This is a genomic window from Anaerotruncus rubiinfantis, assembly GCF_900078395.1.
GTDB lineage: Bacteria > Bacillota > Clostridia > Oscillospirales > Ruminococcaceae > Anaerotruncus > Anaerotruncus rubiinfantis.
Map to the genome: position 1 here is coordinate 1,473,647 of NZ_FKLA01000009.1, position 20,019 is coordinate 1,493,665.

The window sequence follows — 20,019 nt, forward strand, 5'->3', positions numbered from 1 at the left end:
TTTTATCTCTTTTTGCGGCTGTAGGGGGTATCCTCCAGCGGCAGAGTGTTGCGGAACTTCCCGTCGTAATTGTAGTAGGCGAGCTGGACGGCGGGCGGGGTCGGAATCGAACAGATTTCGCCGATACCTTTCGCGCCGCAGGCAAGTTCGGAATGATTCTTTTCCACAATGATTGCCCGCACGTCGGGCGTCTGGGTGGATTTCAGAAGCCCAAGCGTTCCGTATTTGGCGGTCGGACGGCCGTGGTCGAGCGGATAATCCTCGGTGAGCGAATAGCCAAGGCTCATCACCACGCCGCCTTCGATCTGCCCTTCGATGCTGACCGGGTTGACCGCGCGCCCCACGTCGTGCGCCGCAAGTACCAATTTCAGTTTACCATCCTCGTCAAGATCCACCAGATGGGTGGCGTAGCCGTAGGCGATGTGGCTGACAGGATTGGGTTTGTCGGAGCCCATCTTGTCGGTGACGCCGAGATATTCCCCCAAAAATTCCTGCCCATTGAGCGCTTCCAGCGGCCGGTCGCCTTTGGCTTGCATGAGCGCCAGACAGGCGCGCCGGGTGGCTTCGCCGGTAAAAAGGGTCTGGCGGGAGGCGGTCGTGTTTCCAGCATCAGGGGAATCGGCGGTGTCGGGGGTGTCGTAAACCACCTTTTCAAGCGGCAGTCCGGTCGTTTCACAGGCGATCTGGGTGACGATGGTACCCATGCCCTGTCCGATGCAGGCCGCGCTCGAATGGATATGCACCTTGCCGTTCTCCACAGTCAGGCGGCAGCGGCCGGTATCGGGAATGCCCACGCCGAGGCCGCTGTTTTTCATCGCGCAGGCGATGCCCGCTTTCGGGTGCGCGTCGTAATACGGTTTCACCGCTTCAAGCGTCTCAACCAGCGCGGTCGAATCGTCCGCGATCTGCCCGTTCGGCAGCACCTGCCCGGGGCGGATCGCGTTGCGGTAGCGGATCTCCCACGGCGAGATTCCCACCTTTTCCGCGAGCAGGTTGAGGTTGCATTCGGTCGCAAAGCAGCTCTGTGTCACCCCGAAGCCGCGGAACGCGCCGCAGGGCGGATTGTTGGTGTAATAGGCCTTGCCGTCAATGTCGATGTCCTGGTAATTGTAGGGGCCGGCCGCGTGGGTGCAGGCGCGCTGCAAAACCGGGCCTCCAAGCGAGGCGAACGCGCCGGTATCTGAAACGAGCGTCGCCTTCATGGCGGTGAGATGGCCGTTTTCGTCACAGGCAGTGGTGAACTCCATCTCGAAGCCATGACGTTTCGGATGGCAGAGAATGCTCTCCCTGCGGGTGAGCGAGAACTTGACCGGCTTTTTGGTGAGCAGGGCGAGGATGGCGGCATGATGCTGGACGCTCATGTCCTCCTTGCCGCCAAATCCACCGCCGACCATCTTCGCGACTACCCGCACCTTTTCAGGCGGCAGGCCGGTCGCTTCGGCGCATTCCTTCTTGGTCTGGTAGATGCCCTGGTCGCCCGAATAGATCACCACGCCGCCATTTTCAGGGGCCGCGACCGCGGTTTCCGGCTCGAGGAAGGCGTGCTCGGTGGGCGGGGTGATATATTTGGTAGTGACCACATATTTGGATGCGGCAATCTTTGCATCCGCGTTTCCGCGCACAAGGCGTTCATGCGCCAGCAGGTTGCCGCCCTCCTGAAGCTGCGGCGCGTCCGGCGCCATCGCTTCGCGCGGCGAGCAGACCGGGGTCAGCTCCTGATAATCCACCTTGACGAGCTCGCGCGCCTGGTTCAGGGTTTCGCGGTCGCGCGCGGCGATCAGCACGATCGGATCGCCGAGGAAGTGGGTTTCCTCCCCGACGGGAACCAGCACATACTGGTCCTTTTTGAGGTGCCCGACCTTTCCCTTGCCGGGCAGCCCGGAGGCGGTGACGACCAGCTCCACGCCGGGCAGCGCCTTCGCCGCGTCGGTATCGATCGAGAGGACCTTCGCGCGTGGGAACTGTGAGCGCACCGCGCCGCCGTAAAGCATGCCGGGAAGCTGGAGGTCGTCGGCGTACTGGGCTATGCCGAGCGCCTTGTCGTGCGCGTCGACCCGGTGGATGTTTTCCCCGAGGATGCCGGAAAAGTCGTGTGCCGGTACGGGCGCATCCTCCCGGAAAAGCTTTGCCGCCAGCAGGATCGCCTCTTCAATCTTCTTATAGCCGGTGCAGCGGCATATATTGTTTTTGATGGCGTCCTTGACCTCGGCGGGGGTAGGGTCGGGGATCCGGTCGATGAGCCCCTTCGCGCTGATGATCATGCCGGGCGTGCAGAAACCGCACTGTACGGCGCCCGCATGCGCGAAGGCGTAGGCGTAGACATCCTTCTCGCGGACGGAAAGCCCCTCAAGCGTGACGATCGATTTGCCGGCGGCCCGTGCGGTAGAAAGGATGCAGGCCTTGGTGGGCTTGCCGTCGACCAGAATCATGCAGGTGCCGCAGGCGCCTTCCGAACAGCCGTTTTTTACCGAGGTGAGCCGGAGCGTTTCACGCAGATAGCCAAGGAGCTTTTCATCCTTTTCGGTCTGCTGTCTTTTTCCATTTACAATAAATTCATACATCTGGGGGTCCTCCATTCGCGCCGGCGGCACATACATAATAATTTTTTGGTACGCCAGCATTCTTTTAGAAAAGTGATGGTGATCCAAAAGGGAACGCTTAGCCAAATTTTTAACATTTCAGGGCGGAATGCCAAAATATAAGTATTACTTTTATAAGTCTAACATTAAAAAAATAAATAATCAAGCGAAAGTAATGAGAAAAGTGCACAAAAAACTAAAAAATTTTTAGTTAACACAAATTTTTTTGAGAAAACCCATTGACACAACGTTTTTCTATGCTATGATGGGGTTAGAAACCAAATAAACGATTCAGATACAGGAGGCAGGTTGCAAATGGAACAGATCAAATGGGCGGCCAACCGGATGCCGAAAAGCGAAGACAAACAGCTTTTGATTATGGCGCTGGAAAATGTGGCCAAGGCCCGAAACTTCCACCAGAGTTTCCCGCAGTATTCGGTCACCCCGCTGGCTCAGCTTCAGAAGATGGCTTCGGTCCTGGGCGTGGGCGACATCTTCGTAAAGGATGAGTCCTACCGGTTTGGGCTCAACGCCTTCAAGGTGCTCGGCGGTTCCTTTGCGATGGCCCGTTACATAGCAAAACAGCTCGGCCGCGACGTGGCCGACGTCGATTACAATTATCTCACCTCGCCGGAACTCAAAAAGGATTTCGGCCAGGCTACCTTCTTCACCGCCACCGACGGAAATCACGGCCGCGGCGTGGCGTGGGCGGCCAACAAGCTCGGCCAGAAAGCGGTCGTGCTGATGCCCAAAGGCAGCACCAAGACCCGCTTTGACAACATCGCCGCCGAAGGCGCCGCGGTCACCATCGAAGAGGTCAACTATGACGAGTGCGTGCGCCGCGCAAATGCCCTGGCCGAAAAGACAGAACACGGCGTCATGGTGCAGGACACCGCCTGGGACGGCTACGAGGAAATCCCGGCCTGGATCATGCAGGGTTACGGCACAATGGCGTCGGAAGCCGCCGAACAGCTCAAGGCCGCCGGCGTTGAGCGCCCGACCCACATCTTTATTCAGGCGGGCGTCGGAAGCCTCGCCGGAGCGGTGCAGGGGTATTTCGCAAACCTCTTCCCGGACAACACCCCGACCACCGTCATCATGGAAGCCCAGGCCGCCGATTGCCTTTATAAAGGCGCGGTCGCCTGCGACGGCAACCCGCGCATCGTGGACGGGGACTTACAGACGATCATGGCGGGACTTGCCTGCGGCGAGCCGAACACCCTTTCATGGGAGATCCTCAAGAACCATTCGAGCTTCTTCGTCTCCTGCCCCGACTGGGTTTCCGCCAAAGGCATGCGGATGCTGGGCGCGCCCTGCAAAGGCGACCCGCAGGTCATCTCGGGCGAGTCCGGCGCGGTCGGCATGGGCCTCATCGCGACGCTGATGGAAAGCGACGATTACAAGGAGCTGCGTGAAAAGATCGGTCTGGATAAGGATAGCAGGATCATCATGTTCTCCACCGAGGGCGACACCGACCCGGAGAACTACCGCAAAGTGGTATGGAACGGGGATCATCCGTCCAAATAAAACGGCATGGAATACAGAACGGATTCTGACTGCATAGATAGAAAGTGGAGGAAAGCATTATGGATTTCAGTAAGATCAAAGAAGCCGCCGAAGGGTATCGCGCGGATATGACCAGATTCCTGCGCGACATCGTAAAGTTCCCCGGCGAAAGCTGTGGCGAAAAAGAGCACATCGACCGCATTGCACAGGAGATGCGCAAAGTCGGTTTCGACGAAGTCGTCATCGACCCGATGGGCAACGTCCTCGGCTACATGGGTACCGGCAAAACCCTGATCGGATTTGACGCACACATCGATACGGTCGGCATCGGCAACAAATCCAACTGGACCTTCGATCCCTACGAGGGATACGAAAACGACGCCGAAATCGGCGGGCGCGGCGTTTCCGATCAGCTCGGCGGCATCGTTTCGGCGGTCTACGGCGCGAAGATCATGAAGGATCTCGGTATGCTCAATGACGAATACCGCGTCGTGGTGACAGGCACCGTCCAGGAGGAGGACTGCGACGGACTCTGCTGGCAGTACATCATCCGCGAGGACAACGTCCGTCCGGCGTTTGTCGTTTCGACCGAGCCGACCGACGGCGGCATCTACCGCGGCCAGCGCGGACGCATGGAAATCCGCATCGACGTCAAGGGCGTTTCCTGCCACGGTTCCGCTCCGGAGCGCGGCGACAACGCGATCTACAAGATGGCCGATATCCTGCAGGATGTGCGCGCGCTCAATGAGAACGATGCGGAAGAGGGCACCGAAATCAAGGGACTTATCAAGATGCTCGACGAGAAATACAACAAAGAGTGGAAGGAAGCCCGCTTCCTCGGACGGGGCACCGTCACCACTTCTGAAATTTTCTTCACTTCTCCTTCCCGCTGCGCGGTCGCGGATTCCTGCGCTGTGTCGCTTGACCGCCGCATGACCGCGGGTGAAACCTGGGAAAGCTGCCTTGAGGAGATCCGCGCGCTGCCTGCCGTCAAAAAGTACGGCGACGACGTCAAGGTTTCGATGTATACCTATGAGCGCCCGTCCTACACCGGCTGCGTCTATCCGATCGAATGCTACTTCCCGACCTGGGTGATCCCGGAGGACCACAAGGTTACCAAGGCGATGGAAGCTGCCTACAAGGGCCTTTACGGAGACAGCCGCGTCGGCCCGACCCCGGAGATCGAAGCGGTGCGCAAAGCCCGCCCGCTGACCGACAAATGGACCTTCTCCACCAATGGCGTCACCATCATGGGCCGCAACGGCATCCCGTGCATTGGTTTTGGACCGGGCGCCGAAGCGCAGGCCCACGCCCCCAACGAGATCACTTGGAAGACCGACCTGGTCCGCTGCGCGGCCGTCTACGCCGCCCTGCCGACCGCCTATATCGAGAACAAATAAGACCGGTTGATCGATAAACCCATCGAAGCCAAAAGAATAAAGGAGTAATGTGAAATGGATCAGAAATTGCAGGCCTATATTGACAAGCTCAACAAGCTGAACTTCAAAGAGATGTACGAGAACGACTTCTTCCTCACCTGGGAAAAGACGAACGACGAACTCGAAGCAATTTTCACCGTTGCCGACGCGCTGCGCTATATGCGCGAGCAGAACATCTCCACCAAGATCTTTGAAAGCGGCCTTGGCATCTCGCTTTTCCGCGACAACTCCACCCGCACCCGCTTCTCTTTCGCTTCCGCCTGCAACCTGCTGGGCCTTGAAGTGCAGGATCTTGACGAGGGCAAAAGCCAGATCGCGCACGGCGAGACGGTCCGTGAGACCGCGAACATGGTTTCGTTCATGGCCGACGTGATCGGTATCCGTGACGATATGTATATCGGTAAGGGCAACGCCTATATGCACGAGTTTTCCGAGGCGGTCCGTCAGGGCCACAAGGACGGCGTGCTCGAGCAGACCCCGACCCTTGTGAACCTCCAGTGTGATATCGACCACCCGACCCAGGCGATGGCCGACGCGCTGCACCTGATCCACGAATTCGGCGGCATTGAGAACCTCAAGGGCAAAAAGATCGCCATGACCTGGGCATATTCCCCCTCCTATGGCAAGCCGCTTTCGGTCCCGCAGGGCATCATCGGCCTCATGACCCGCTTCGGCATGGACGTGGTGCTTGCGCATCCGGAAGGCTACGAGGTCATGCCCGAGGTCGAGGAGGTCGCCAAAAAGAACGCGGAGGCTTCGGGCGGCAGCTTCAAAAAGGTCAACTCGATGGCCGAAGCCTTCAAGGACGCGGATGTCGTCTATCCGAAGAGCTGGGCGCCGTTTGCCGCGATGGAAAAGCGCACCAACCTCTATGGCGCGGGAGATTCCGACGGCATCAAAGCGCTTGAGAAGGAGCTGCTCGCACAGAACGCGAATCACAAGGACTGGTGCTGCACCGAAGAGCTGATGAAGACCACCAAGGACGGCAAAGCGATCTACATGCACTGCCTGCCGGCGGATATCAACGACGTCTCCTGCAAGGACGGTGAAGTCGAGGCTTCGGTGTTCGACCGTTACCGCACCCCGCTCTATAAGGAAGCTTCTTTCAAACCGTACATCATCGCCGCGATGATCTTCCTCGCAAAGACCAAGGACCCGCAGGCGACCCTCAAGGCGCTTGAGGAACGTGGAGCCGACCGCTGGTTCCAGAAATAAGCCCACCCACATTACCTTCCAATAGATCCTTTCCGGCGCTGGCTCACCTGTATCTGTGAAAACTTTGTGCAGGTGAGCCTTGCCATTTCCCTGGCAAAGCCGCCGGGGAGGATTTCGGTGCTTTAGATTGAAAAGGAGGCAGCTTACATGGGAAAGAAAATCGTGATTGCCCTGGGCGGCAACGCGCTCGGCAATAACCTGCCGGAGCAGATGGTCGCGGTGAAATATACGGCGAAAGCCATTGTGGACCTCATTGAGGAGGGACACGAGGTCATCATCTCGCACGGCAACGGCCCGCAGGTCGGCATGATCCAGAAAGCGATGGCCGAGCTTGTGCGAAGCGACCCGAAACAGACGCTCGCGCCGCTCTCGGTCTGCACCGCGATGAGCCAGGGCTACATCGGCTACGACCTGCAAAACGCCCTGCGTGAAGAACTGCTCGACCGCGGAATCGAAAAAGGGGTCTGCACCGTGCTGACCCAGGTGATTGTCGATCCGGAGGACGAAGCGTTCAAAAATCCGACCAAACCGATCGGCGCGTTCATGACTAAAGAGGAGGCTGACAAAGCCGCCGCTGAGAAGGGCTGGGTCATCAAGGAGGATTCCGGGCGCGGGTACCGCCGCGTGGTGGCTTCTCCGAAGCCGCAGGGAATTGTTGAGATCGAAACGGTCAAGGCGCTGGCCTCGGCTGGACATATCCCCATCGCCTGCGGCGGCGGCGGGATTCCGGTATTCTGCTCGGAAGGGCATCACCTCAAGGGCGTTTCCGCGGTGATAGACAAGGATTTCGCATCCTGCCGGCTTGCGCAGCAGCTCGATGCCGACTGCCTGATCATCCTGACCGCGGTCGAGAAGGTCGCTGTCAATTTCGGCAAGCCCGACCAGAAGTGGCTCTCTTCGATCACTCCGGAGGAAGCCCGCAAGTATATGGGCGAGGGGCATTTTGCACCGGGCTCGATGCTGCCGAAGGTACAGGCCGCCGTCGAGTTCGCGGAATCGAAACCTGGGCGCACAGCGCTGATTACCCTGCTTGAAAAAGCAAAGGACGGCATTGCTGGAAGGACCGGCACCGTGATTGCGGCGGGCTGAACCCGCTTTCTTCCCGCGCCGGTACCGGAATCTTGCCTCCGGCGCCGGGTACGCGTTTCTTTTTCCATCCCAGCCAAAGGCCCGGAAAGGGCCCGCTAGACAGCGGGCCCTTTCCGGGCCTTTCCGGCCTTCTGATAGACAACGCATAGGGCTCCCTTTACCATCGCGCCATAAAGTAAAATAAAAAACAAGCGGATGAAAGGACGGGAACGTCATATGGATGAAAAACGGGCGCTTTTGCAGAAAATTCCGCAGGTCGACCTGTTGCTCCGGCGGGAAGCAGTCCGCGAAGCGTGTGAAAGCTTTGGACATACCGCGGTGCGCAAAGCGGTGCGGCAGGTTCTGGACAGCTTGCGCGCCGGACTGCTCGCAGGGGAAGTGCGGGAAATCCCATCGATGGAAGCGCTGGAAAAACAAACGGTTGAAGCTCTGAAAAAGGCGCGGGAAAGCGGCCTGCGCCGGGTGATCAACGCGACCGGCGTCGCGCTGCACACCAATCTTGGGCGCGCTCCGCTGGCGGAAAAAGCGCTAAAAGCGCTGGAAGCCGCGGCCGGTTATTTAAATTTGGAGTACGATCTGCCGAGCGGTGAGCGCGGCAGCAGGGGAACGTTTGTCGAGCCGCTGCTCTGCGCGCTCTGTGGCAGCGAGGCGGCGCTTGTGGTGAACAATAACGCGGCGGCACTGCTGCTTGCGCTTTCAACCTTTTCAAAAGGAAAGGAAATTGTCGTTTCGCGCGGGGAGCTTGTGGAAATCGGGGACGGATTCCGAATCCCCGATATCATGGCGGAGAGCGGCGGAACGCTTTGCGAGGTTGGCTCGACCAACAAGACGCGGCTTTCCGATTATGAGAACGCCATCAATGAACAGACAGGGATGCTGCTCAAAGTGCATACGAGCAACTACCGGGTGATTGGGTTTTCCGCGTCGGTACAGGTACGGGAACTTGCCGCGCTCGGCGCAAAACACAATTTACCGGTATTGGCTGATCTTGGAAGCGGCGCAGTGCTTGAGGCTTCCGAGTATCCGTTTTCAGGGGAGCCGACCGTGCCGCAGACGCTGCGCGATGGCGCGGATTTGGTCTGCTTTTCCGGGGACAAGCTGCTCGGCGGCCCGCAGGCGGGTATCCTGCTTGGCAAAAAGGAACTGATCGCGCGGATGAAGCGCCATCCGCTTGCGCGGGCCCTGCGCATCGATAAGCTGTCGCTGGCCGCGCTGGAAGCGACCCTGCGGCTCTATGAGAACCCAAAACGTGCAAAGGAAGAAATCCCTGTGCTGGCGTCTCTGAGCGCCGTATCGGAGTCCTTGCGGCGCCAGGCGCAGGCCCTTTGCCGGGAAATCGTGGAATCCGGCGCGGATTGCGGCACGCGGGTGGTGCCGCAGCAGCGGCCGGTGGGCGGCGGGGCGGCGCCGGGCCAGCTGCTTGACGGATTTGCTGTGGCGGTGTGTCCGCATAGATGCGCGGTCGAACAATTGGAGGCGCTTTTGCGAAACGCAAATCCTCCGGTGATTGCGCGGATTTTTGACGGGGAGCTGCTGTTTGACCCCGCCACGATTTCGGAGTCGGATTTTGAAGCGGTCGCGGCGGCGCTGGCGAAAAGCCTGGGGTGATGGGATGAAACATGTGATGATCGGGACGGCGGGACATATCGATCACGGCAAGACGGCGCTCGTCAAAGCATTGACCGGCACGGACACCGACCGGCTCGCGGAGGAAAAGCGCCGGGGGATTACGATTGACCTTGGATTTGCACAGATGGTGCTGCCGGGAGGGACCCTTGCCGGAATCGTGGATGTGCCCGGACACGAAAAATTTATCCGCAATATGCTGGCTGGCGCAGGCGCGATCGATCTTGCGCTGATGGTGGTCGCGGCTGACGAGGGCGTGATGCCGCAGACGCGGGAACACTTGGACATCCTGACGCTGCTCGGCGTTCAGCATGGCGTGGTCGCATTGACAAAGTGCGACCTTGTGGATGAGGAGACGCTGGAACTGGCAAAGGAGGATCTGCGGGAGGCCTTTGCAGGCAGCTTTTTGCAGAAAGCGCCGGTGGTGGAGGTTTCTGCTGTCACCGGTATGGGGATTTCTGCATTGCGGGAGGCGCTCCTGCTGGCAGTGGGAAAGTGTCCGGAACGCGGCAGCGGCCGCCCGTTTCGGATGCCGGTTGACCGGGTATTTACGGTGGATGGATTTGGGACAGTGGTCACCGGGACGGTACTTGGCGGAACCCTTTCGGTCGGCGACCCGGTCGTGGTCTGTCCCCAGGGACTCGAAGCACGGGTGCGCGGCCTGCAAAGCGGCGGTACAGATGTCGCTGCTGTCTTTGCAGGCCAGCGGGCTGCCGCGAACCTCGGTGGGATCAAACGCGAGAATATCGGTCGCGGCAGCCTGCTGGCCTGCCGGGTGTTGAGCTGTACACGGCTCGACGTCCGGCTGGACGCGCTCCCCACGGCGCACATCCTGCATCACGGCTCCAGGCTGCATTTGGCGATTGGGACGGCCAGCGTGGTCTGCCGGCTGATCCTTCTGGATCAGGATACGCTGTATCCGGGAGAATCCGCCTATGCGCAATTGCGGCTGGAGCAGCCGGTAGCGGCGCAGTACGGCGACCGGTTTGTGGTGCGCTTTTATTCACCGCTCCTGACGGTTGGCGGAGGCATCGTGCTTGACGCCTGTCCGAACAAACACAAGCGGTCGGATCCGGAAGTGCTGTCCCGCCTGCACTGTTACAGAAATGGGACGCTTTCAGATCAGCTCGTCTATGAGCTGTCCCACGCGCTTTATACGCGGCGGGATCTCCGGGAGCGGTTCCTTCACTGTGCAGACGCCGCGTTTGACGAGGCATGGCAGGTCTTGCTGGATCGTGGAATGATCATGGAAACGGGCGGACTTGTGGGAACGCCCGCGCTGATGGCGGAAAGCGGACAGGCAATCCTGAAGGCGCTTGCCGCTTATCATCTGGAGCATCCCTTGTCAGATGGATTCCCGCTGTCTGAAATGCAGAAATGTTTTCCGGCTGCGCTGATGGAATCGCTGTTGGAAAAAGGGATGATAGTCCGGCGTGATGCCGCTGCTGCTCTGCCTGAATTTGTGCCGCTGCAAACCGATGCGGGCAGTTCGGCGCGCGAAAAACTCTTTGCCGCCTATCGTGCTGCCGGGTTTGCGCCACCTGCGCCCGCCAGCCTGGCGGAAAAAACCGGAATTGCACCGGAAATGGTTTTTCGGATGCTGGAGCTGCTGAGACGGGACGGGGAGCTGATCTGTGTGGGCCCGGAGCTTTTCTTTTTGCGGGAAACGGTTGATTGCGCCAAGGAAAAGTTTGAAACGCTCACAAAGCGGCAGGAAAGCGTTCGGCTTAGCGAATTGCGCGATGCATTGGGAGCCTCTCGCAAATATACCCAGGCGATACTGGAATATTTTGACGAAATCGGCTATACTGTGAGGGACGGGGACGTTCGCAGACTGAAATAACCGTCCGAGATGGGAGCAGATGGGCGCTGGTGTGTCCCTCGGTCTTCAAAACCGATGCGGGTGGTTATAACTGCCCGGGTGGGTTCGATTCCCACATGCTTCCGCCAGCAAAAAACGCTTAGAAAACTGTTCTAAGCGTTTTTTTTCATGGCCGGGCAGATGTGCCGGCGTTGCCGTCTTTCTGCTGAGTGAGGAATAATACCAAATTTGCGCACAGGATAATCCGTGTCCCTGGCGCTTCCATCCCAATACGCGATTTGCGTTTGTGATTTGCATTTTCACGCAACTTTTCCTTTACTTAAAGGTATGGGTGAAAGGTGGTGAAGGATGCGAGGCATAAAAACAAATGAACTGGGCGTATTGGACAGGATAATGAGTGAATTGCAGTGGAAACTATCGGAGATATGCCGGAGACTGCATAAAGGATCCGGAAAACTGGCAGAAAAGAAAACAGGTTTGGCAATTGTGGAATCTGGTCTGAATACCTCGTCCAGTAAGGTCAGGAGAGGGCAAATGAGACTATATAAGGAGGAACAGAGTGGATTTTAAAGAGTTTTTCACATGGGAATATATCGCAACCTTTGCGGGGTGCATGGCCTGCACCGGTGTAATCACCCAGTTTATTAAGAACTGGCTGGACAGTCTCGTACATATCCCGACGCAGCTGCTTGCCTACCTTGTGGCCCTTGTGGTGCTGCTGGCGGCGCAGGGCTTCACGGGGGCGCTCACGCCGTCGATGGCGGCGCTTGACCTGCTTAACGCTGTGCTGATCGCCACGGCGGCCAGCGGCGCCTACGATGGGATCAAGCGGATTGGTGGCGGCAATGGCTGACGTTGTGGCGCACGGGATCGATATTTCCTCCCATCAGGGCGAGATCGACTTTGCGAAGGTCAGGGCGGCGGGATACTCCTACGTCATCATCAAGGCGGGACAGGGCCTGCGGGAATTCCAGACCTTCCGGGGGAAGTACCTGCCCGCTGTGCTAGCCGCCGGTCTCGACTGGGGCGCGTACTGGTGGAGCGACGCGGTGACGGTGGACGAGGCCAGACGGGAGGCGGAGGTTTTTGTGGCGGCACTCGGGAAGCTGAGGCCAACCTATCCGGTCTATATGGATCAGGAATATGCTTCGTCCTGCGGCCAGTGGGGGCTGAATCAGGGCAAACAGACCCGCACCGATATGGCGGCGGCGTTCCTGCAAACGCTCGAGCAGGCCGGATACTATGCGGGACTCTATGCCTCAAAGGACTGGCTGGAACATTGGGTGAATGCGGACAAGCTCAAAAACTACGATAAGTGGGTGGCGCAGTACGCGGCAAAATGCACCTATGGCGGGGCTTATGGGATGTGGCAGCACCACGGAGATGTGCCGGGGTTCGTGGGCCGCTGCCCGGGGATCAGCGTACCGGTTGACCTCAACGACTGCTACCGGGATTACCCGGCGATCATCAAGGTAAACGGCCTCAACGGATGGGGCGCGCAGGAGCCGTCTGGCGAGATGGTGCCGCGCGGTGAATACGATTCCGTAGTGGCCGAGCGGGACGCTTTGCAAACGAAATATGACGGGCTGGTAGCCGATATACAGGCGGTGATCAGCAAATACAGGGGGTAACAGGATGGATGCACAATTCTGGACGGCGGTGCTGCCGTCAACCATGTCGGCTCTGGCTTTGATCGTCGTGGCGGTGATCGAGACCAGGGAAAGCAAAAGCCGCAAACGAACCGAGGCCAGAGCCGCCCGCCGCGCGGAGGAAAGCCGCTTGTCAATGGAATTGATGTCCGCAGCCTGCAAGCTGTCCACAGTGACTGCTAAGGCCGTGACGGGGCACAAGACCAACGGGGACGTAGAGGAGGCGTTGGAGATGTCCAAAGAGGCGCAGGAACAATACGAGCGATTTAAAACGAGATTGGCTGCTGATCAGGTGGCAAAGATATGATAAACGGGCCTTCCGGTTATTCCGGTTGGCCCGCCCTTCTTTACGCAAAGATGCCCGCACATGGCGGGCATCTTTGCAGGGAAACAATATTTTATTTCACCCGGAGCATCGAGTGTTTAAAGTTTATCATAAATTAGCATAGTTATTCAATGGGATATATCGATAATGTTAGGCGGGCGCTAAAAGATTGTAAGGCTAACTAAATTTTATATAGTCACAAATAATGTATATGGTATAATTTAACAATAACAATATGACTGCGTAGAAGGCGCAGGGCAAAGCATAAAATATGTTCGTCAACATATTTTATAAGTGGCTTATAATGCTGGTTTGCAGCTATAAATATGGACGTTCGGAACGCAGAGGCCGCAGGTTCTAGTCTTGTCACCTCGACCCATAAGCCAAAAGAAGCAATAACACCGCCTTTTGGCGGTGTTATTGCTTCTTTCAATGTATAGTTAAATACATGATATGTGTATTTGTTATTTTAATATCCAAGTGATAAGATGAAACCATCGAAAATAACCGGTTGTAAAGACGGTGCCTCTCGGTGAAAAAGGATCTTTATCTGCGTGCCACTCTTCGAGCTACATCTGGGTGGGAAGACGCCCTGGGCCATGACGATGTGATTGTGACATTTTCCATGGAAGAATGATCGTAAAAAGCAGAACCGAAAGAATATCGGTACATGTGCCAATCCTGGAAGCAGTATTCGGCGGCAGGCCGCCATGTAACGTCTGCTGAACAAATTTTTATGAAACATCAAAGTGGAGAAGGGTATTTAACGAGCTTCATGGAGCATATCTTGTAAGAATAATTTGTGTGTGATATACTAAAAGAACAGAAAAAATAATTTTTTTTAGTGATTATTTGCAACTCCTTCCTTAACCGAATTTTGTGAAAGGAAGTATAATGGGGATTCCACTATACGGGGTGTTGGATATGCTCAATCAGGGAATTGGACAGGAAATCGCACTTGCGGCGAGCCGGATCATTGGACACGGCGTTCTGATTACCGATGCGGAAGGAGTCGTATTGGGATGCTATGATTTAAAGCGGATTGGTTCGCTGCATGAGGCATCGCTGCCGGTGATGAAAAGCCGGAAACCCGCATTTTTGGATGAACAGGCTTGTAAAGTATACAAAGGAACACGTTATGGAGTCACATTCCCGATTGAACTTGGAAATGAGGTTGTCGGATCGGTTGGGATCACCGGAAGGCTGGAGGAGGTTTCCCAATATGGGCAGCTGATCCAAATGTTTGTGGAAGTTTTTTTAAAGGAACGGCTGGAACAAAATCTGTCTCAGCTGCGGGATCGGGACAGGTATAACCTGCTTTTGGAAATCACCGCTTTCCATGCGGGCGGAGCGGATGAGGAGAATATCCTGCTGCATGCAAAGGCCCTGGGGTTTGATCTTTCAGTTCCCCGTGCTGCGATTATGGTGGAGATCCAGGAAGAAAACAGCGCTTCCGCGCGGCCGGAGAATATGCCTGGCAGCAGGCCGGATATCAGCGCAATTGTGGAACGGGTTTTTTCTGAACGGGAGAATATTTATATCCCGCTCTCAATTAACCGGATCATGATTTTTGCAGTGCTGGGTGCCCATGAGAGTGAACGTGATGTCAAGTCGACGGTTCAGCGCAGAGGCGGGGAGCTTTTGGAGATGTTTGCGCGCAGCGGCGTATGCGCGAAGGCCGGAGCGGGGAGCCTGGCAACCGATCTGGTGACGTTGCGGCAATCTTATTATGACGCCTACCAGGCCATGATGATCTGCCGTTGGACTGGGGAGCCGGGCCGCCTGGTGTACATTAAGGACAGCCATCTGGAACGGCTTGTTTTCAATATCTCAAGCGAAGCCTATACTTCCTTTTATAAGGACAATCTGCAGGCGCTTGTGCGGCAGAAGGATGGGGATGAACTGCTGCGCGTGATCCTTGTCTGGTGTGAAACCAAATTTAACGCCACCGAGTCCTCGCAGCGGCTGCACATTCATAAAAACACGCTGTCCTACCGAATCAACCGGATACAAAAAATCAGCGGGCTGGATCTGAAAAATTTTAAAGAGGCAACAGCGCTGTATATTGCGGTTACATTGTATTATCTCAAACCGAGGGGATATATGGCCCTTCCGGAACCATGAAGACTGCAAATCAGCCGCTTTTAAAAACTGTCGCCGAACATAAAAAATGTTCGGCGACAGTTTTTATTTGAGATAAACCGATTAGATAATTGTCCATATTTTTTGTTATATGTTTAAATATTATATAATATTATTACAATAAAATCTTTGAGAGTCCCGCGTTTTTTTGTAATAACAGCTGGATGTTTCCAGAATTTTTTCCAGTTATACTAATCTTAGTTCCTGAAAGTTGCGCAGGGGCTGAGATCCAAAGAGAATAAGTTGGAATAAGAACAGGAGGGATTTGGTTTGGCAGCAAAAAAGATCGCAATCCTTGGTGATGGAAACGGCGCACACATGATGGCTGCTGATTTTGCCATGAAGGGTCATCAGGTCAGCATGTACATTTACGAAGCGCGCGAAGAGGTGCGCAAACTGATGGAGACCAAAACCATCAACATTGAAGGCGTTCTGAAAACCTCTGTAAAACTCCATAATGTAACCTGCGATATCGAGGAAGCAATCAAAGAGGCGGATTATATCTGTATTGTAACCCCTGCGTTCGTTCATGCTTTTTATGCAAATCTGCTCAAAGGAAAAGTGAAGAAAAATCAGGTGATCGTGACCTTCCCGGGCGCGTTCGCGGCACTTCAAATCAAAAAAGTGTTCGGAGATGATCCGGAATGCCCAGTATTTGCGGATGTTAACAACCTGCCGTATGATACACGTCTGAGCGGCCCCGCTAAGGTGAACCTGTTCGGACGCAATGCCGTGAACATCGCGTTTTTGCCCGCATCGGCCGGTGACAGCCTGATCGATGAGATGCGGGTGGACCTCTTCCCATTTGAAAAGGTTTACCGCGATGTGCTTGAATGCGGCCTGTCGATTGTCAACCCGGCCTGGCATACCGGTCCCTGCCTTTTAAGCGTGACCTCCATCGAAAACCCGACAAACAACTTTTTTGTCTATGAGCACGGCTGGACCCCGTCGGCCTGCAAGCTGAACATTGTTCTGGATCAAGAGCGGAAAGCGGTGGGCAAGGAGCTTGGTTACCATCTGCGCCCAATGGAGGATTTCAGCGGGATGCCGGACGGGTTTACCTGGCAGCAGCTGTACGCGGCCGGGCACGGAGCGATTTCGCTCACTCCCATCTGCGGCCCGAACAACATTTTTGACCGCTACCTGACCGAGGACGCGCCGTACGGGTTGGTGCCGTGGGCGGCGATCGGTGGATTGCTGGGCGTGCCGATGTCGATGACCAACTCCTGTATCGATATTTATAATGTCATCCATGAGACCGACTGGCGCAGGGAGGGGCTCACTGCGGAGGATCTCGGCATCGACGGCATGAACAAGGAACAGCTGCTTACCTATGTGCAGACCGGAAAGAAGTAAGACGCATCCACCACGACCATATGCTGGTAAGGAGGATTTCCATGAAAAAGGTTATCGCACTCGTTCTTTCAATGAGCCTGTTATTGTTAGCTGCCTGTGACAAAAGTGCAAGCGGCGCGGAAAGCCAGACGGCGCCCGCTCAGCCTTCCGGCCAGGCGTCTGCGCCTGCGGATACAAACAAGGACAGCTCGGAAAGTTATTCATTCCGGCTTGCAACCCACTATGCGACAAGCCATCCCGGCTATGCCGCGCTGGAGAGGATCGCGGCTGATCTCAATGAGCAGAGCGGCGGAAAAATCGAGGTCAAACTCTATCCGTCGAGTCAGTTGGGCGACTACACATTGACCTATGAGGACCTGATGAGAGGTTCCGTCGACTTTGCGCTCATCCCAATTCCCAGCGAATACGATCCAAAACTGGAGATGAACTTTGTCCCCTACATGGTGACGGACTACAGTCAGATGGAATCGGCGTACGGCCCGGATTCCTACTTCTACAAGGAGTATGGCGGGATCCATGAAAACCTGGGCGTCAAACTTTTGGGGCTCTATGTGGAAGGTCTGATTGGATTCGGACTTACGCAGCTGCCGGATAGTTACGCGGATCCAGCGGCTTCCAAGGGTTTGATGATCCGCTGTCCGGCAATCGAGGTTTACAACCTGGTGACCGAAGACATGGGCTATTCCGCGACTACAATCCCCTATGCGGACCTTTACAGCGCGCTGCAGACCGGTGTGGTCGACGGCTGGATCGGCGGCACGCCGCAGCTCAACTACACGGACTTTAAGGATGTTATCAAATACTATGTGGATTACAACGTTTTTGCTGAAAATATCGGGTTCTTCATGAGCCTTGATGTTTTTAACAGCCTTCCCGCTGAATACCAGACCATGATTCAGGACGCCTTCATGAAGGAAGCGATCAACAGCTATGCGGTCGCGGAGCAACTGGACAATGAAGCGCTCTCAAAAATGGAGGAGTATGGGATCGAAATTGTCCGGCTGACCGATGAACAACGGGCCGCCTATGCGAAGAGCATCCAGGAAAAAACCTGGCCGCGCCTTTACAAGAATATTGGTGAGGAGACTCTTAAAAAACTGGTAGAAGCAGTTCAGTGATGTTCCAGCCTGTTCGGGCGGCTGTGCGGTTGACAGCCAGCCGTCCGAACAATCCCAAAAGGCCTTTTTGGAATTTTGACGGATAAATGGACGAAATGTGAGGTGAGAGGATGCCGTCTGTACCCTTCGATATCACACAGACTTTATTTTGGAAGATCCTGCTGCGGGTGGTGCGCTTCGTTATGGTTTCCTGCAGCGTGATTTCCACCGCCTGTATTATCTACTCCCTGACCCTGCGCTATATATTCCAGAAGAATTTTTATGGTTCGGATGAAGTGATTCTGATGTTTGCATTCTGGCTCTATTTTATGGGAGCCGTACATGGAAGTTATGAAAACAGCCATATCAAAGCGGATCTTCTGAATGTTTACATAAAGAACCTTCGCGTGAAGGATGTCATGGGCCTGATCGCGCAGTTTTTGACAATCGTTGTCAATGCCATCCTGCTGTTCTGGGCGTGGGATTACTTTTTGTGGGGACTCAACAAGATGCCGCTCTCCACAGGGCTGAAGATACCGCTGGTGATTCCGCAGAGCGCAATTTTCTTCTCCCTGCTGTTGATGGTGTTTTACCATATCTGCTATTTCTGCATCAATATCCACAAGTTTACATCCTGCGGATATTTTTCGGTTCCGCAGTATGGCGACTATATCACGGAAAAACTCAAAGCGCGGTATTCTACCGCTGCCGCGCCTTTGAAGGCAGAGGTTGAAGCGATGCTGAAAGCCGATGAAGAGGCGGAAAAGCAGAAAGGGGATGGGCAGTAATGGAGATAGCGGTCAGTATTCTGATCCTGATGGTCGCGTTGATCATCGGCATGCCGATTCCATATGCGTTTGGCGCATCCTTCATCTGGATTGCTTATTCGCTGGATTTCCAAACGGACTTTTTGCTGGCGGCGGGCTACAGCCAGCTCAATTCGGTGGTTCTGCTTGCCATCCCGCTGTTCGTGCTGGCCGGCGGCATCATGGAAAAAGGACAGATCGGAGAATCGCTGGTCGGGCTGGTGGAACGGTTTGTCGGCCGGTTCAAAGGGGGCCTTGCCGCTGTGGCGGTAGTTGCGAGCGCGATTTTCGGTTCCATTTCCGGAAGCGCTTCGGCCACGCTTTCCTGTATCGGTTCCATTATGGAACCCCGTATGACAAAGGCCGGCTATGAAAAAGGCTATACGGCGGCAATCCTTTCAGCGGCTTGCCCGCTGGGGCTTCTGATCCCGCCCAGTTCCGCGCAGATCCTTTACGCTTGGTCCAGCAACCAGTCAGTTCTGGCCTGTTTTGCTTCCACAGTTGGTCCTGGCATCATTTTGGTATTGTTCCTTTGCGTGGTAAATGGATTCCTTGCCAGGAGGATGCCGATTATCATTCCGGAAAAACAGCCACGCGCCGTTTGGATGGAAGAAACGAAGAAAAAGACCCTGCACGCTGTGCCGTCGCTGATAATGCCGCTCATCATCCTGGGAGGAATCTACGGCGGGATTATGACGCCGACCGAAGCGGCGGCAGTCAGCGTCCTGTATGCGATCCCGGTCGGAATGTTCCTCTACCGGGGGCTTACCCCAAAGGGCCTCAAGGACGCGCTCATCGACACTTCGACCACCACGGGCGTCATCATGGTGATGTTCTTCATGGTCATGATCCTGAGCAGGCTTTTCACAATGGAAGATGTGCCGGGACGGATTGCAAACGCGCTGCTGCAGGTGACCGACAACAAATATATCCTGCTCCTGCTGATCAATGTGTTCATGATTATCATCGGGATGTTGATGGACGATGTCAGCGGAATCCTGCTGAGCACGCCGATCCTTCTGCCGATCGTGACGGCGTTGGGGGTGCATCCGATTCATTTCGCGGCAATTCTGGGCGTAAACCTCGGCATGGGGAACATCACCCCGCCGACCGCCCCGATGCTCTATCTGAGCGGGCGCGTGTGCAACGCGAAAATCAACAAGATGCTTCCGCCGACTTTGGTGTTCATCCTGTTTGCGTATCTGCCCACTCTGCTGATCACGACCTTTATCCCGGCGGTTTCCCTTACGCTGCCGAAATTGATCCTGCCGAAGCTGTTCCTGTAGGCGCTTTGGAGCTGCAAAAAGAGGGGCGGACATTCGGCCGTCCTTCTTTTTTGCGTGGAATTGAAAAATGCGGCAGGAACTT

At 55.8% G+C, this 20,019-nt stretch carries 15 protein-coding genes and 1 tRNA gene; 15 read left to right on the forward strand and 1 reads right to left on the reverse strand.

What is annotated here, in order from left to right:
- Positions 1 to 2 precede the first annotated feature (2 nt).
- Positions 3 to 2,561, reverse strand: a complete 2,559-nt coding sequence (gene xdh / locus BN4275_RS12505) for a selenium-dependent xanthine dehydrogenase (protein ID WP_066458811.1) — start codon at positions 2,559 to 2,561, stop codon at positions 3 to 5.
- A gap of 333 nt (positions 2,562 to 2,894) precedes the next feature.
- Here xdh and dpaL point away from each other — a divergent pair, with 333 nt between their 5' ends.
- From dpaL to BN4275_RS12585, 15 genes are all read left to right on the forward strand, one after another.
- Entirely contained in the window at positions 2,895 to 4,106 is a 1,212-nt protein-coding gene (gene dpaL, locus BN4275_RS12510; protein WP_066458813.1) for a diaminopropionate ammonia-lyase, read from the forward strand.
- Positions 4,107 to 4,165: 59 nt separating this feature from the next.
- Positions 4,166 to 5,485, forward strand: a complete 1,320-nt coding sequence (locus BN4275_RS12515) for a YgeY family selenium metabolism-linked hydrolase (RefSeq protein WP_066458815.1) — start codon at positions 4,166 to 4,168, stop codon at positions 5,483 to 5,485.
- 54 nt (positions 5,486 to 5,539) lie between these two features.
- A complete protein-coding gene (ygeW, locus tag BN4275_RS12520) occupies positions 5,540 to 6,739 on the forward strand; it encodes a knotted carbamoyltransferase YgeW (protein WP_066458818.1) in 1,200 nt (399 codons plus the stop codon).
- Between the two features lie 147 nt (positions 6,740 to 6,886).
- Positions 6,887 to 7,828, forward strand: coding sequence for a carbamate kinase (gene arcC, locus BN4275_RS12525; protein WP_066458820.1), 942 nt, complete (start codon positions 6,887 to 6,889; stop codon positions 7,826 to 7,828).
- A 216-nt stretch (positions 7,829 to 8,044) separates the two neighbouring features.
- Positions 8,045 to 9,436 carry an L-seryl-tRNA(Sec) selenium transferase gene (gene selA / locus BN4275_RS12530; RefSeq protein WP_066458822.1) on the forward strand — a complete coding sequence of 464 codons (1,392 nt, stop codon included), beginning with the start codon at positions 8,045 to 8,047 and terminating at the stop codon, positions 9,434 to 9,436.
- A 4-nt stretch (positions 9,437 to 9,440) separates the two neighbouring features.
- Positions 9,441 to 11,297, forward strand: coding sequence for a selenocysteine-specific translation elongation factor (selB, locus tag BN4275_RS12535; protein ID WP_066458824.1), 1,857 nt, complete (start codon positions 9,441 to 9,443; stop codon positions 11,295 to 11,297).
- Between the two features lie 11 nt (positions 11,298 to 11,308).
- Positions 11,309 to 11,404 (forward strand) — tRNA-Sec (locus BN4275_RS12540).
- Positions 11,405 to 11,835: 431 nt separating this feature from the next.
- The gene (locus BN4275_RS12550; RefSeq protein WP_066453678.1) at positions 11,836 to 12,129 is read left to right on the forward strand and encodes a hypothetical protein; all 294 of its coding nucleotides are present in this window, start codon (positions 11,836 to 11,838) and stop codon (positions 12,127 to 12,129) included.
- The gene (locus BN4275_RS12555; RefSeq protein WP_066458828.1) at positions 12,122 to 12,907 is read left to right on the forward strand and encodes a glycoside hydrolase family 25 protein; all 786 of its coding nucleotides are present in this window, start codon (positions 12,122 to 12,124) and stop codon (positions 12,905 to 12,907) included. The genes BN4275_RS12550 and BN4275_RS12555 overlap by 8 nt, the downstream gene beginning before the upstream one ends.
- 4 nt (positions 12,908 to 12,911) lie before the next feature.
- Positions 12,912 to 13,232, forward strand: coding sequence for a hypothetical protein (locus BN4275_RS12560; protein WP_066458830.1), 321 nt, complete (start codon positions 12,912 to 12,914; stop codon positions 13,230 to 13,232).
- A gap of 912 nt (positions 13,233 to 14,144) precedes the next feature.
- Positions 14,145 to 15,374, forward strand: a complete 1,230-nt coding sequence (locus BN4275_RS12565) for a CdaR family transcriptional regulator (protein WP_079988256.1) — start codon at positions 14,145 to 14,147, stop codon at positions 15,372 to 15,374.
- 288 nt (positions 15,375 to 15,662) lie between these two features.
- Positions 15,663 to 16,748 (forward strand): NAD/NADP octopine/nopaline dehydrogenase family protein, encoded by a 1,086-nt coding sequence (locus tag BN4275_RS12570; protein ID WP_147539005.1) that lies wholly within the window; start codon positions 15,663 to 15,665, stop codon positions 16,746 to 16,748.
- A gap of 41 nt (positions 16,749 to 16,789) precedes the next feature.
- Positions 16,790 to 17,866, forward strand: a complete 1,077-nt coding sequence (gene dctP, locus BN4275_RS12575; protein WP_066458834.1) for a TRAP transporter substrate-binding protein DctP — start codon at positions 16,790 to 16,792, stop codon at positions 17,864 to 17,866.
- A 110-nt stretch (positions 17,867 to 17,976) separates the two neighbouring features.
- Positions 17,977 to 18,633: a TRAP transporter small permease gene (locus tag BN4275_RS12580; RefSeq protein ID WP_066458835.1), complete on the forward strand. Its 657-nt coding sequence runs from the start codon at positions 17,977 to 17,979 to the stop codon at positions 18,631 to 18,633.
- Positions 18,633 to 19,937, forward strand: a complete 1,305-nt coding sequence (locus tag BN4275_RS12585; protein WP_066458836.1) for a TRAP transporter large permease — start codon at positions 18,633 to 18,635, stop codon at positions 19,935 to 19,937. Before BN4275_RS12580 ends, BN4275_RS12585 begins: the two co-directional genes overlap by 1 nt.
- The last annotated feature ends 82 nt before the right edge of the window (positions 19,938 to 20,019 follow it).

Excerpts from the sequence above, each read along its gene's own strand:
- xdh (WP_066458811.1), bottom strand. The coding sequence starts at position 2,561 with ATGTATGAATTTATTGTAAATGGAAAAAGACAGCAGACCGAAAAGGAT.
- dpaL (WP_066458813.1), top strand. The coding sequence starts at position 2,895 with ATGGAACAGATCAAATGGGCGGCCAACCGGATGCCGAAAAGCGAAGAC.
- BN4275_RS12515 (WP_066458815.1), top strand. The coding sequence starts at position 4,166 with ATGGATTTCAGTAAGATCAAAGAAGCCGCCGAAGGGTATCGCGCGGAT.
- ygeW (WP_066458818.1), top strand. The coding sequence starts at position 5,540 with ATGGATCAGAAATTGCAGGCCTATATTGACAAGCTCAACAAGCTGAAC.
- arcC (WP_066458820.1), top strand. The coding sequence starts at position 6,887 with ATGGGAAAGAAAATCGTGATTGCCCTGGGCGGCAACGCGCTCGGCAAT.
- selA (WP_066458822.1), top strand. The coding sequence starts at position 8,045 with ATGGATGAAAAACGGGCGCTTTTGCAGAAAATTCCGCAGGTCGACCTG.
- selB (WP_066458824.1), top strand. The coding sequence starts at position 9,441 with ATGAAACATGTGATGATCGGGACGGCGGGACATATCGATCACGGCAAG.
- BN4275_RS12555 (WP_066458828.1), top strand. The coding sequence starts at position 12,122 with ATGGCTGACGTTGTGGCGCACGGGATCGATATTTCCTCCCATCAGGGC.
- BN4275_RS12560 (WP_066458830.1), top strand. The coding sequence starts at position 12,912 with ATGGATGCACAATTCTGGACGGCGGTGCTGCCGTCAACCATGTCGGCT.
- BN4275_RS12565 (WP_079988256.1), top strand. The coding sequence starts at position 14,145 with ATGGGGATTCCACTATACGGGGTGTTGGATATGCTCAATCAGGGAATT.
- dctP (WP_066458834.1), top strand. The coding sequence starts at position 16,790 with ATGAAAAAGGTTATCGCACTCGTTCTTTCAATGAGCCTGTTATTGTTA.
- BN4275_RS12580 (WP_066458835.1), top strand. The coding sequence starts at position 17,977 with ATGCCGTCTGTACCCTTCGATATCACACAGACTTTATTTTGGAAGATC.
- BN4275_RS12585 (WP_066458836.1), top strand. The coding sequence starts at position 18,633 with ATGGAGATAGCGGTCAGTATTCTGATCCTGATGGTCGCGTTGATCATC.